Source organism: Legionella norrlandica, from assembly GCF_000770585.1.
GTDB classification, from domain to species: domain Bacteria; phylum Pseudomonadota; class Gammaproteobacteria; order Legionellales; family Legionellaceae; genus Legionella; species Legionella norrlandica.
The window spans coordinates 45,620-59,735 of record NZ_JNCF01000006.1 but is presented as its reverse complement, the minus strand read 5'-3'; the positions used below and the strand labels follow the sequence as shown (position 1 = coordinate 59,735).

The window sequence follows — 14,116 nt, the reverse complement described above, 5'->3', positions numbered from 1 at the left end:
ATGCACTAAACAGAGTATTCTCACAGCGCGAACAGTTACAAAGCAAAACATTTTGCACATTAATGTGTTATAATCGCGTTTTTTGGTGTATTAATTCCGTTATGTTGATTTACTTTAATGGGCTTCTGCTAGGCTTATCATTGATAATGGCTTTGGGGCCGCAAAATGTCTTTCTTCTTAAACAAGGCGCTCGTAAAAACCATGCGGCGCTTTCTGCCGCCATCTGCTTCTTCTGTGATGTAACACTGGTATGTGGCAGTGTTGCAGGGCTACATCATTTGCTTTTAGCTCATCCCTTCTTACAAACCTGGATGATTTGGTTAGGATCTATTTTTTTACTTTATTATGCAATAAAAAATTTAAGAAGTGCTTTTTTCAAAAATAAACAAGGCGCTCTGGAAACACCACAATCCCACACAAGAATTCAAATTATAATATTTGCCTTAGGATTTAGCTTGCTCAATCCTCATGCCATTATTGATACTCTAGTCATTGTTGGGAGTGGTAGTAGCCAATACCCTGATCACAAACTGGCGTTTTTAACAGGAGTTATCTCTGCAAGCCTACTTTGGTTCAGCTCACTAACAGTAACTACTCGTTATTTTTCAGATATCTTAACCAAGGCAGCTGTATGGCGAGCAATAGAGTTTCTGAGTAGTATTTTGATGGCTTATATAGGAATTAAACTTCTCACAGGCAACTTGTAACAACAATAGAAAGGGCCAATCAGTGTGTCGCCAATTGACCCAGTGGAATGACACATAGCAAGTCCAACCTCGCAAATTAAATATCTCATATCCCGCCAATTAATGTCAACATTTTTGACATATTCTTTCAGTATCATTGTTGTAATTTTTTTATTCAGTTAAAATAATTACTTTTATATTAATCAGGCCATTATGTTTTACGGGGATACAATACAAGAAACTAGGCAATTATTTTTTACTAGTTGGGATAAATATCAAAATAAGAAACCGCTTTCTCCCTTAGAAAAGGAAATTGCACAGGTAATTCTCGATCATCCTGAATACCATAAAATCATGGAACAAAATCATATGTTCCATGAATATACCTACTATCCTGAGTTAGGCGAAACCAACCCTTTTCTTCACATGGGGCTCCATTTAGCTATTAGAGAACAAATAACAACTAATAGGCCCATTGGTATTCAAGTTGTCTATACCAATTTGTTAGAGAAACATAAAGACCCTCTGGCCGTTGAGCATTTAATTATGGAGCAATTAGCTGAATGTTTGTGGCTTTCGCAAAAAAATAATATGCCTCCTGATGAGAATCACTATTTAAATACATTGCGTAATTTGTAATTTCGGAGTATCTATTTACCAGGATGTCTTCCAAAAGACTAAACTTTACATTATGAGCAGGTAAGCTTTTTTCAGTGTGTTTTTGCTTAAGACACACCAAATATGGCTTTTCAGCGGGCTACGTTAAATAGTTATTGCAATTTTTTAACTGGGTATCTTAAGGATTATCAGTTAATATAATTGTTTTAACGATACTGACCAAACAATTATGACTAATCAGAAACAAACTACCCATTTTGGTTTCGAATCAGTAGACTGGAATGAAAAGGAAAAAAAGGTAGCAGAAGTATTTCATTCTGTTGCTAAAAACTATGATCTGATGAATGACATAATGTCCTTCGGTATTCATCATCTCTGGAAACGATTTACCATTGAATTAAGTCAGGTCAGACCCGGGCAATCGGTCTTGGATTTAGCAGGTGGCAGTGGGGATTTAACTCGATTACTCTCTAGAAAAGTCAGCGATTCTGGGCATGTGGTCCTCGCTGATATTAATTCAGCCATGTTGAATATCGGCCGTAATCGTATGCTCGATGAAGGTTTGTTCAAAAACATCAGCTATGTCCAAGGGAATGCTCAATGCCTTCCATTTGCTACTAACAGCTTTCATTGCATAACCATAGGATTCGGACTCAGAAACGTCACTGATAAAGAAGAGGCTCTGCGCTCCATATATAGGGTATGTAAACCTGGAGGTAAATTAATGGTTCTTGAATTTTCAACCCCTACTTTTCCTGGATTAAAACCAATTTATGACTGGTATTCTTTCAATGTATTGCCCAAAATTGGGAGATTTATTGCCAATGATGAAGCCAGTTATCAATATCTCGCCGAATCAATAAAAATGCATCCCGATCAAAAAACATTGAAAGAGATGATTGAACAAGCGGGGTTTGAGGACTGTCACTATCACAATTTAAGCGGAGGCATAGTAGCCTTACATATTGCCTATAAATACTGAGTCGACTATGTTAAAAGAATATTCTTTAAAAGCACTACAAAAAACCATCCATCAAGCATTGCGTCTGGATGAACAGATGCCCCAAAAACTTCGAACACTTGAGGGAAAAACACTTGAGATGGTTATTACCCCTTTAAATGTTAATTTTTATATTCAATTTACAGAAGGAGAATTGTTACTGCTTCCTCAAATCGATGGCCGCCCCGATACCATAATCCATAGCAATCCTATAGGGCTTATTCGATTAAGCTTATTACCAACCTCCAAAGCTCGCTCATTATTTAATGATAAGATTCGCATCTCAGGCGATATAGAATTAGGGCAAAAAGTTAAAAAAATATTCGATGAGATAGACATTGATTGGGAAGGGCACTTAGCTCATTTCACAGGGGATGTAGTTGCTCATCAAATTGGCTCCTTTGTACGAAAAGGATTAGAGTTTAAAAATCAATTCAGCGCGTCCACGCAACAAAATATCACTGAATATCTTCAAGAAGAATTACGTATTTTCCCTTCAAGAAGTGAATTAGAAGATTTTTTCAATGAAATTGATGAATTGGTTTTAAGTGTTGACCGCTTACAGGCGCACGTTACTTATTTAATGAGTAAAGATGAAGGTAATTAAACAAGTAGCTCGTTTTTTTTCTACCGCCTATGCCTTCGCAAGGCATGGATTATTGATGATAACTTTCTTTCTGAAAATATTCAGAAGATTACGCCATCTCAACCCTCGAAGCCATTCACGCGAAAAAGCAAATAAGAATTGGCATCATCTTTTCCAGAATATCAAACCCCTCCTATTTAATTTAGGCCAAACTATTTCTCAGCCTGAGATATTGAGAAACAAGATATCGAAGGTCTTAACAACAGTTCAGACTAAAATGGAGTCCGCAGATATAGACAAATCCATTACAGAACACCGTCTTGAGCAGGACTCTCAAATTAACTCGATAACATTCGAGCCAATGGATGATTCTTCCACGCAAATAATGGTGATGCAACAAACAACCACAGACGCAGATCAACTTAGTGGAAAAGTTAAACAGTTATTACATGAATTAGGTATCACACAACTGACAGGAGATAAGTTAGCTAATCAAATCAATATATTATTAAGCAAAGGACTAGAATTCAAAAAATACATAAATGATAGCATCAAAATTAACATTTCAGAATATTTAGACGAAGAGTTACGAGGTTTTACGTCTCGAAATCAATTGGATGATTTTATTCAGGAGTTAGATGAATTATCATTGAAAGCACATCAGCTTGAAGCCCATATTCAACAATTAATGAGCTGTCATGAAATCAATTAAGCAACTAGTTCGCCTTATACATATCAATTATATTCTGGCTAAAAATGGTCTGGATAACGTCGTTGTCTCCATAAAATTATTTGCCCCTTTACGTTTTATTGTTTATCTAAATCCTTGGAATTGGTTTCGCAAAGTCCAACTAACTCATGGTGAAGCCTTACGCAAATCACTGGAAGAATTAGGACCTATATTCATTAAATTTGGCCAGGCTCTCTCCACTCGGCCTGACATATTACCTGAAGATATAGCTAAAGAGTTAAGCAAGCTCCAAGATAAAGTTTCTCCATTCCCCAGCGATGTGGCGCTAGCTATTATTGAAAAAGTTTATAATCAATCGGCTTTTGATACTTTTGCTCAGTTCGATCCAATTCCCTTAGCATCGGCCTCTATGGCACAAGTACATGCTGCTACCCTAAAAACAGGAGAAAGCGTTGTCGTAAAAATACTTAGGCCCAATATGAAACGAATCATCGAGCAAGACTTAAGCATTCTGCATACTATTGCCCGATTGGCTGACCGTTACTGGGCTGAAGGGAAACGCCTTAAACCCAGAGAAATAGTAACAGAATTTGAGCATTCCTTATTAGATGAGTTGGATTTAATGAGAGAGGCAGCAAACGCTACCCAATTACGACGAAACTTCAATAAGTCGCCTCTATTGTATATCCCTGAAATCTACTGGGATTATTGCCACCAAAATATCCTGGTGATGGAACGAATTCATGGCATACCTGTTACAGACATAGCCAGTTTGAAGGATCATGGTATTGATATTAAAAAACTGGCAGAGCGTGGAGTAGAGATTTTCTTTACACAAGTTTTTCGAGATTGTTTCTTTCATGCGGACATGCATCCAGGGAATATATTTGTATCCTATAAAAATCCCAAGGAACCTCAATATATTTGCATTGATTTTGGGATTATTGGAACTCTGACAGACAATGACAAACGGTATCTGGCTGAAAATTTGCTCGCTTTTTTTAATCGTGATTATAAGCGCGTAGCAGAGTTGCATGTTGAATCCGGATGGGTAGCACGTAACACCCCTATTACAGAATTTGAAAGCAGTATAAGAACAGTATGCGAACCTATTTTTGAAAAACCATTAAAAGATATTTCTTTTGCCCAAGTTGTTTTTCGTTTATTCCAGGTGGCAAGAAGATTCCATATGGAAGTGCAACCCCAATTGATTTTACTTCAAAAAACATTGCTAGCTATAGAAGGTTTGGGCAGACAACTCTACCCAGAATTGGATTTATGGGCTACAGCAAAACCATTTCTTGAAACATGGTTACGAGAACAGATGGGCCCGAAATCTTTTCTTAAACAATTAAGAAAAAATCTACCTTTTTTGGCTGAGCAACTACCTCAGATGCCTAAGTTAATTTTTGACATTCTAGAATTGAAAAAAGATCAATTACTATCAATAAAAGAATACTCGCACTTACAATCTGAAAATAAACAACAAAACAAACAATGGAGAAACATTGGTATAGGGGTCTTTTCCTCATTTTTATCGCTAGGGCTGATGAGCTATTTTGATTTGCTTGATTATAATCATCTCACTGACATAGCTATTACTGGTACTGTTTTAGCCGGTCTTTTTTTACTCATTAACCGAAAAATAAGGAACTAACATGGGATTGTCAGGAATAAGTCCATTATCATTATTATTAATTTTGGTAATTATAATAGCTTTATTTGGCACCTCAAAACTGAAAACAATAGGCTCTGACCTTGGGGAGGCAATCAAAAATTTCCGAAAAGCCATGAACAGTGATAGTACAGATGAATCATCAGAGGACAAGCACAAACTACCATGAACAATTTTAACGCGAGCTCTCCCTTTTCACGATATTTCACGACAGGATTTTCATATCCCGCAACCTCTTGCCCATGTCCCATGACTTGTTCACAGGATCTAAGAGTTTTCCACTACCCCCCGACAAACTATAGGATGGCGAGGCAAACAAGTGAGCCATTATCATGAGCCTTGGCGAACTCTTACTTATTTTCATGGTAGCTATTGTTGTTTTTGGACCCTCGAAACTTCCTATGTTAGCCACTCATTTGGGCATTTTAATGCGCAAAATAAATCAATTAAAAGAATATGGCTCCTCATTTTGGCGACAACAACTCTACGCACTTCAACTATATGAAAACAAACGTAAAGCTGAAGAAATAGATCAAAAATATGAACAAATGAAATCTAAAAACGACAATTAAACTATCCGAGTTAAATTAAAGTTCGTTTAACGACATAAAAGGCATAAATGCCTTTTTATGTCGAACCCACATTAATTTAACTCGGACAAATCTTGCTATTGTCCTTCACCATTTGATGATCCATTTGATGGAGGAGTAGTAGTAGATGTTGTAGAGCTATCTTGACTAGTACCTATTTGAATAGATTGAATACTACCCAGATTCTTTTGCAGTTTATCGAGATCTTCTTGAGTTCCATATACTTGAATTTTAGAACTATCCTGCAGAGTTACCGTTCCTTGAACTAAATTATTGTCTTTCATCCATTGAGGATCATCTGCAAATAAAGGCGTTGAAAAAGCTAAAACTAATGCAAAAACTGACGAATTAACTAAAGTTTTCATAATGCGCTCCTTGCTTAAATATATACACGCTGTTAAAAACGAACTACATGCTAAGTATAGACCATTCCATAAAATTAAATTACTGATGGTTTCATGAGGAAGCTAAAAAAGAGAAGGAGAATCCATAATCATTGCTTAATCCCCAAAACGTGCTACTGGTCTATGACAATAAGGTATCTTATGATGTTTAAAATAGTAGTTCTGATGATAATTTTCTGCAGGCCAAAAGGGTTGTGCTTTTAACAATCGAGTAGCTACCTGATAACTTCTTTTCCTTAATAACTGAATTAATGATTCTGCCTCCTGCAACTGCTCTTCATTAAAGAAGAATATAGCGCTCTGGTATTGTTGTCCTAAATCAGGTCCTTGTCCATCTGCCTGGGTGGGATCATGAATTTCAAAAAAGCGCTTTATGACATAATGATAATTTGTTTTTTCAGAGTCGTAGACCACTCTTACTGCTTCATAATGACCTGTATTGCCCGTACAAACCTGCTCATAACTAGGTTCCAATACATGCCCCCCGGTGTACCCCGATTCAACTTTTAGTACTCCTGGCATTTGCTTGAAATAATACTCCACCCCCCAAAAACAGCCTCCAGCAAGTATCGCTTCCTCTGAATCAAGTACCTCATTATCTGCTACAAAATCTATAGACGCGGAGTTGACGCAATGGCGCAAGTTTTTGTGAGTAAAATGCTCCCCAGTAAACACATGCCCTAGATGAGCCTTACAACGCATGCATAAAATCTCTGTTCGCCGACCATCCGCATCTGGTTTTCTTGCTACGGTATTTGCAATTTCATCATCAAAACTTGGCCAACCACATCCTGAACTAAATTGGCTATTACCTCGGAACAGAGCTAAACCGCAACGTCTGCATAAATAAGTGCCATGAGTCGCAACTTCATTATAAATTCCTGTATTAGGATATTCAGTAGCCTTATTGCATACTATTCTTCGAACAGCCGGGGTTAAACTAGCGGTTTTATCAAGATAATGACTCAATTCACTCTCCTTTGAACACGGCTTTATGGAAAAAATCTCTTTATGAATCCCGCAATATCGCCACGAAACACATTACTAAACTATTTCGTGATAAAAAACTCTCTCAATCTGGATTCGCTATTCTAGGCGCAACAGTTCCTAAGTATGATATTTAAACCAGATTGGTAATACATTATCTAAGTATGTCATAAATTTCCATAAACCTACCTGGGATTCAAAATTTCCAAAAGGGTCAGCGCGCAATTCTGGATAGGCAATCCCCAAACCAAATAATCCTGGGCCTATAATCCCGACATGGGGATTATGGTTAAGCCGTTCATAATTATCAATGACAATATTATTCCGTCTTTCAAAACCAATGGCATAAATTACTTTACTACATTCAGGAAGATATCGTGCAATATTGGATTCACTTGCGTAATAGCGAACAAGATTATCAGGCAAAACACCATCTATATATTCTCTGGCCCAAACAGCTGTTTCGCCTTTCAACCCTGTATTATCAAATAAAACCCAATTACCCATGTCAATAGCATATCGACAAGGAGAGCGATAAAAATTAATTACTTTCTTAACACCTAATTCGACAAGATGGCGTAAAATAATGATTGCTGAATGTGAAGAGCCAAAAACACCATAAACTTCATTAACGTCAATAAAATTGCTCAAGCGCTGTTTATCAATTGCAATTTCAAAAGGCACTAAATTAACATCAGGATAATTAAGACTAGATGGTACTGCTCCCGTTGCCAAAATTACATTTTTTGCTTTGTATGCCTGTACATCAGAGTATAAGGACCAACTGCCACAGGATAGAGAAATACTATGGATCATTGTCTCCTCCGTAACAACCCTTTCTCTAAGAATTGAAGTGATCCATTGCAAGGGCTCTGCAACCCTATCCAAAATACAGGTACTACCGGGGTCAAGATGACGTAAATGAAAATCTTGACTTGCTTTTTTATAAGAAAAAGAATTAACGGCATGTAAAAAATTCGAGAACAGTCGAACGGTAGTGTTACTGGAAACATGCTGCCAAAGCCGACCAAAATCCCCTACTTTAAAATAAGGGTCAAGCCATAATATCTCAGAAGAGGTAATACCATAATCTAATAATTTCCCTACGGCAGCAATCCCAGCAGGGCCTGCACCAATTACTGACCATTGAAAAGAATTTTGATTCATAAATATTGTTTAATGCCCTATGATCTATGAAGCATTTTAAAATTTAAAGTGCTACTTAACAAGAAAGAAAATTTTTATATTAGACCTCTTTTGAAACTCGCTTCATCAGTAAATTGCTTCGTCGATGCAGTACTCGAATCCTCATGTACTGGCGTGTACACCCCGGCTCTCCGTTCTGCGTCTCCTCGCACTTCATTTCGATTAAGCGAGTTCGAAATAGGGTTATTAAAAATTTCAGATTGTTGCTCCCTATTCTTCGGGAGCAACTTAATACAATGGGATCTTTATGGATATGTATTAATGCACCTGACAAATCTTATCAGCCAGATACCCAATAGCTCCAGCATAATAAATTGAATTATTATAGCGTAATATCATTCGATAATTTGGAAAAGCTAAAAAGGTGGGGCCACCATAAGGTTGGACAATACTTGCCTGTAAATTCTGATAAGGCAATGGTTGCCCGCTTTCAGTTCTTACGCCTAACGCATTCCATTCGCTGACTGGTTTTACAATATTCTTACCTTCCAATTTCATATCAAATTTAGCGGGAAGCTTTACTTGAATGGCCCAAGGTTCTCCTACTTGCCAACCATTTTGCTTCATATAATTTGCTATTGAAGCAAAAACATCTGGTTTGCTCTTCCATATGTCTTTTCGCCCATCACCATCGTAATCCACTGCATATTTGACCCAACTCGATGGTAAAAATTGTGGCTGACCAGAAGCCCCTGCCCATTCTCCTTTAAAATCAGCTAAGCTGACATGTCCTTCTTTAAGAATATGCAAGGCAAGAAATAACTCCTTCCTGAAAAAATCCTTGCGATTTGAATCATAGGCTAAGGTTGCCAAAGCATTGATCACTGGAAAATTACCCATGTATGATCCATAACTAGTTTCCATACCCCAAAAAGACACAATAAAACATGGGTTAACCCCATATTGTTGCGCTACTGCTTCCAACACTTCTTGGTTTTTCTTATATTCTTTTCTACCAATCGCAATTCTGTAATTATCCACACGAGTATTACGATATTTTATGAAAGTTAATCGATGCTCAGGTTGAGAGCGTAAAAAACTCTTTATTTTTCGGCTGGGTTCATGAATCCCTGAAAAAGCCTCATCAAATAAAGCTGGTGGGATTCCTTGTTGTAGAGCTTCCTCTCTAACTCCTGCTACCCACTGATCCCAGCCTTGACTTGCGTAAACGATTTGATTTAATAACATGAATGCAACAATACCGAGCACCCATTTCTTCATAGCTCTTCCCCTAATTTGTATTTATTATTCACTAACCTATAGTTTCGACCAACTCTTGTTTTTCTTGAGTTTTATATAAAAATCTACTCTGGATTACTTCGCTTCGTTCGCAATGACGGCTACAAAAATTTTTTTTCCAATATGAAGATGCAATTATATGGGCGTACTCATCATAATGACAGTTCATTTATTATAATTCATGTCACTTTGAGGATTCACCCCCCTAGAAATCAATAAAAACTTTAAATTTAGATTTTTGACTTGTTACTTACACAACACCAGCCAATCTCTCAATCAATAGAAGATTAGCAGGGCATTAACAATGCGACACATAGTTTGTGGATGATACGGCTATTCAAACCACACCAGCTTTTAGGATATCATGAAGACTAACTACACCCAATGGCTTTTTATTTTCATCAATAATGATTAAAGACGTAATGGAAAAATCCTCCATCAGTTGTAAAGCTTCTACTGCCAATGTCTCTTTTGAGATTGTACGGCAATTCCGTGTCATTACTTCGGAAATCAAAGTATTATGAACATCATAGCCTTTATTTAAAGCACGACGAATATCGCCGTCTGTAAAAACACCTTGTAGCATACCTGTTTGATTAACAATGGTAGTCATCCCAAGTCTTTTTTGCGTAACCTCAATAAGAGCATCAGATATCGTCGTGCTCTCTTGCACCTGTGGTAATTGATCACCAGTATGCCAAATATCATCCACTTTCAGTAACAGACGTTTACCCAAATTACCACCAGGATGAGCTCGAGCAAAATCTTCCGCTGTAAAACCACGCGCATCAAGCAAAGCTACTGCAAGTGCATCCCCCATAACCAACGCCACAGTAGTTGATGTCGTAGGCGCCAGCCCAAGAGGGCAAGCTTCTTGAGTAACACTAACATCGATATTAACCGTAGCATTCTTTGCTAAAGTTGAATTTGGATTACCAGTTAACGTAATTAACGGAATATTTAAATATTTGATTAAAGGCAAAAGTGTCACAATTTCCTGAGTATTACCTGAATTAGAGATGGCCAAGACCAAATCCGATTTAGTAATCATCCCTAAATCACCATGACATGCCTCAGCGGGGTGTACGAAAAAAGCTGGTGTACCTGTGCTGGCTAAAGTGGCAGCAATTTTAGCGCCAATATGCCCTGACTTTCCCATCCCAATAACAACAATTCGACCTTTACATGCCAAAATAAGTTCGCAACAATGGACAAAAGCTTCATTGATTTTGTTACTTAAAGCAGATACTGCTCCCGCCTCTGCCTCAATCACGTCTAAAGCTAATCGAATAAATTTTTCCACTTCCTTGTCCTTTCCTTGAATAAAATCACTAGACTGTCAGAGCCACCCTTGCAGCAATAGCAATCTGATAAGCAATCTTAGACAACATACCAGTCATCTTCAATCCTTCAGAGGTTCCTTTCGATAACACGATCAATTGATCCCCACCTTCGACTGATACTGATTGTGACGAGCTATTCTTTAAGATATGCACTCGACCATTTTGCTTAATCAATAAAATCTGGGAAGGATCGGCCGATTTATTTAATCCACCCGCAGCCTGAATGTAATGCTGCAAGCGATAACCAGGGTGAGCCTCTATTGACACAGCATTGACTACATCACCACTCACAGTAACCACAGAAGTATAAGCCGGCACATTGACGGTGTCATTATTCTCCAATGGAATGGTCCCCCATTGAGACTCATCACCTAAAACAACCTGTCCCTGTGTTTTTACCTGGCGGGCTTCGTTAACGAACTTCATAATAAGTTCGGATTGAGCAGACTGCATACGGCTGTCTTCATCGGACGTAGGAGTACTTGTCATAACCTGTCGCTCAAAACGCGCCAGTGAGGAGTTAATTGCTTCTTTTTGCAACAAGGCTACAGACTCTCGAAAGAGTTGAATATTTTTAATGTTCGCCTGTGGAGTTAATTCCAATTTAGACATTAAATCCTTTAGTGTGGCCCCTCTTGATAGAACATATTGATGATGGCCTTTAATCTGCCCCTGCACATTAACCAGAATTTGTTCCACTTCTTTATCAGCAACAAAACTCAGATGATCCCCTGCATATAATCGCATTTGCCTAGCCTCTTGGATTGGCTTATACAAAATAACTGGCTTTTTACCAGAATTACGCATAATGCGAACAAAGGTCACGCTGGGATCGATATTAACCACTTTCGCGAGCTCTGACATAGAAATTGATTGACTCTTCCATTCGTACTGGTAAGCATTTTTCACAGTCCCTTCAACCGCAATAGTATACTTTTGTGGCTTCACAACGATTGTATCACCTTGGTGCAATTGGAAAGGATCAATGCTGCCATGCAGTATAAAATCATAAAGATCGATAGAGCGCAGCAGCTTGCCATAACGCAAAACTTCGATGGAGCGAAAACTGCCTTCCCTTAAATTGATACCATCAGCAGCACATAAAAAATAAATAATGGAATCTGAAGAAAGACCATCATAAAGTCCTGGTGAATTGACAAAACCTGTCACATACACTTGAACAGGTTGAGCGGTAATCAAATCAGCATAAATATTCACGTCGCGTTTAAAAATTTTCTTCACCTGCTCCTGAATCAAGTTATTTAATTTGGAGTTCTCTATTCCTTCAACCCGCACTGGGCCAACCTCAGGGATAAAAATATTACCTTGAGAATCAACCGTTAGTTGTTTTTCAAATTGGTATGCGCCCCACATTTGAAAATTAATTTGATCTCCCACAGCAATCCGATAATTAGGATTAAAAAACCGAGCCTGATGCAATTTACTGCACTGAGGACCAAAAAGATTTTGACCAAAAATTGGTAGTTCATTATGAACAAAAACCCCGATACGATCTTTATTATCCACTTTCACATTAGTGTTACGTTCTTGGATATTCCCAGATGAGGTATAAGCCAAAGAAGAAAAATTCGCGTCTTCTTTGGCTTTTTCATCAATATTTGCTGTATTTGCATTGATATTAGAGTTACTAGCGCCCCCTCTACTAACTATTTGACTAGCAGCATTTGAAGCAGCTGAACCTATAGCAGCCTCTCCTGCAGCCAAATTATTGGCCAGCTTATCAGCATTAACAGAAGATATAAAAAAGAATAACAAATAAAGCAGCGTTTTTTTCATTAGTCAGTGTGCTCATAAATAATGTTAATAGTCATTTTTATCAAAAAGAAAATCACCAAAAAAAGAATCAAGAAATTAACCAAATCATAGATTTTTTTGGGATATTCATAATCATCGGGCAAATTAGGCGCTTCAATCTCTATGATTGAATTCTGTTGTTTGCTTAAATTAATAGTAGCCGCATCAAAAACTTGTTGTGCTGCTTCATATTCTGCTTGGGCAAATTTTAATTGTAACTGCAACCATTGATAATTGATCAAGACTCGGTTCAGATTATTCGTACCTTCTTTACGGCTTAGCAAATCAGAGTTTTGCTCTTCAATTTGCTTTTTCAAGGCTCGGATTTCCTCCTTCAGCGCCACAACTTTGGAGGACTCTGGCTGCATGAAAGCAGAATAGGTGATTAACTCCGTTTGTTTTTCAACCAGCTTAGACTTTAATTCAGCCGTCACTGCCCCTACAACCTTAGCTGTTTCAGCCGGATCAAACATTCCATTTTCGTTCTGCCATTCCAATACGTCTTTACTTACCTTAAATAATCGATCCTTAGCCAATTTTAACTGCACCTTGGAAAAAGCATATTGCTTTTCGGCCACCGTATTATAAACCCGGTTCACAAACTTTTTTGATTGCTCAATAATTTGCTCAGCCAATATTTTAGCAATTTCAGCAGAGAACGCTCTAACAGTGATTACAAGCTCATTAGTTTTAAGATCTACTGTTGTATTAACCATCTTTTGAAAGTAATTTTGATAATCTTTTTCACTGGGATGACTTTTAAGCCGAGAAATCAAATCAATTTTGGGCGATTGGTAATGCTTTTTAAAATCATAGTAATTTTGGAGTCGGTTTATCATCTCCCGAGACGTGATAAACTCTTGAGTAAGATAAGTCTCGTTGTTACCTCCCACACCAAATAACCCGGCAGTAATATTGATAGGATTTTGTTCTTGTCCTTTTTCTACTACGATTTTTGCCGTGCTAACGTATTCGGGCACTGAGATAAAAACAAGATAAAAAGCAGTAATCAACCAGGGAATTACTACCACTATAGTAAATATTTTATATTTCAGAAGAAAATTGCGAATTGCTACAAAACCAGGAAAGACATAGGAATGTCTCAACAAGGAGATATATGGGTTGATCCTGTCTTTCAAGAGCTGAACGTGGATAAGTGCCAGCCTTAAAATCCTTTTTAAACCTTTCAACTTCATTACCATCCTATGACTAAAATCCTAAATTAATAACCCGGTCCAAACGGCCATATTCTTAAGTCATCAAAAGCCATTTTTAT

15 protein-coding genes are annotated in these 14,116 nt (G+C 37.6%); 8 read left to right on the top strand and 7 right to left on the bottom strand.

Annotation, left to right across the window (positions count from 1 at the left end; translation table 11 throughout):
* The first annotated feature begins 101 nt into the window (after nt 1-101).
* From OK13_RS02710 to OK13_RS02675, 8 genes are all read left to right on the top strand, one after another.
* Complete coding sequence (locus tag OK13_RS02710) at nt 102-707, top strand: LysE/ArgO family amino acid transporter (protein ID WP_035887413.1); 606 nt, start codon at nt 102-104, stop codon at nt 705-707.
* 192 nt (nt 708-899) lie between these two features.
* Nucleotides 900-1,325, top strand: coding sequence for a DUF1841 family protein (locus OK13_RS02705; protein ID WP_035887411.1), 426 nt, complete (start codon nt 900-902; stop codon nt 1,323-1,325).
* Nucleotides 1,326-1,533: 208 nt separating this feature from the next.
* Entirely contained in the window at nt 1,534-2,286 is a 753-nt protein-coding gene (gene ubiE / locus OK13_RS02700; RefSeq protein WP_035887410.1) for a bifunctional demethylmenaquinone methyltransferase/2-methoxy-6-polyprenyl-1,4-benzoquinol methylase UbiE, read from the top strand.
* A 7-nt stretch (nt 2,287-2,293) separates the two neighbouring features.
* Nucleotides 2,294-2,911 carry a ubiquinone biosynthesis accessory factor UbiJ gene (locus OK13_RS02695; protein WP_035887408.1) on the top strand — a complete coding sequence of 206 codons (618 nt, stop codon included), beginning with the start codon at nt 2,294-2,296 and terminating at the stop codon, nt 2,909-2,911.
* On the top strand, nt 2,898-3,602 hold the full coding sequence (locus tag OK13_RS13820) for a hypothetical protein (protein WP_052117537.1): 705 nt from the start codon (nt 2,898-2,900) through the stop codon (nt 3,600-3,602). Before OK13_RS02695 ends, OK13_RS13820 begins: the two co-directional genes overlap by 14 nt.
* The gene (gene ubiB / locus OK13_RS02685; protein WP_035887406.1) at nt 3,589-5,238 is read left to right on the top strand and encodes a ubiquinone biosynthesis regulatory protein kinase UbiB; all 1,650 of its coding nucleotides are present in this window, start codon (nt 3,589-3,591) and stop codon (nt 5,236-5,238) included. Before OK13_RS13820 ends, ubiB begins: the two co-directional genes overlap by 14 nt.
* Nucleotide 5,239: 1 nt before the next feature.
* A complete protein-coding gene (gene tatA / locus OK13_RS02680) occupies nt 5,240-5,425 on the top strand; it encodes a twin-arginine translocase TatA/TatE family subunit (protein WP_035887404.1) in 186 nt (61 codons plus the stop codon).
* A gap of 163 nt (nt 5,426-5,588) precedes the next feature.
* Nucleotides 5,589-5,828, top strand: a complete 240-nt coding sequence (locus OK13_RS02675; protein WP_035887402.1) for a Sec-independent protein translocase subunit TatA/TatB — start codon at nt 5,589-5,591, stop codon at nt 5,826-5,828.
* A gap of 95 nt (nt 5,829-5,923) precedes the next feature.
* Here the strand turns inward: OK13_RS02675 and OK13_RS02670 are convergent, their stop codons facing one another.
* From OK13_RS02670 to OK13_RS02640, 7 genes are all read right to left on the bottom strand, one after another.
* Nucleotides 5,924-6,211, bottom strand: a complete 288-nt coding sequence (locus OK13_RS02670) for a hypothetical protein (RefSeq protein ID WP_052117536.1) — start codon at nt 6,209-6,211, stop codon at nt 5,924-5,926.
* Between the two features lie 135 nt (nt 6,212-6,346).
* Nucleotides 6,347-7,219, bottom strand: a complete 873-nt coding sequence (locus OK13_RS02665) for a bifunctional methionine sulfoxide reductase B/A protein (protein WP_035887400.1) — start codon at nt 7,217-7,219, stop codon at nt 6,347-6,349.
* 138 nt (nt 7,220-7,357) lie between these two features.
* Entirely contained in the window at nt 7,358-8,404 is a 1,047-nt protein-coding gene (locus OK13_RS02660) for a pyridine nucleotide-disulfide oxidoreductase (protein WP_035887398.1), read from the bottom strand.
* 297 nt (nt 8,405-8,701) lie between these two features.
* Nucleotides 8,702-9,664, bottom strand: a complete 963-nt coding sequence (locus OK13_RS02655; RefSeq protein ID WP_035887395.1) for a lytic murein transglycosylase — start codon at nt 9,662-9,664, stop codon at nt 8,702-8,704.
* A 355-nt stretch (nt 9,665-10,019) separates the two neighbouring features.
* Entirely contained in the window at nt 10,020-10,985 is a 966-nt protein-coding gene (locus OK13_RS02650) for a KpsF/GutQ family sugar-phosphate isomerase (protein WP_035887394.1), read from the bottom strand.
* A 28-nt stretch (nt 10,986-11,013) separates the two neighbouring features.
* Entirely contained in the window at nt 11,014-12,822 is a 1,809-nt protein-coding gene (locus tag OK13_RS02645; RefSeq protein ID WP_052117535.1) for a polysaccharide biosynthesis/export family protein, read from the bottom strand.
* Nucleotides 12,822-14,036, bottom strand: a complete 1,215-nt coding sequence (locus OK13_RS02640) for a KpsE/RkpR family capsule polysaccharide export protein (RefSeq protein WP_035887392.1) — start codon at nt 14,034-14,036, stop codon at nt 12,822-12,824. The genes OK13_RS02645 and OK13_RS02640 overlap by 1 nt, the downstream gene beginning before the upstream one ends.
* Between the last annotated feature and the right edge of the window lie 80 nt (nt 14,037-14,116).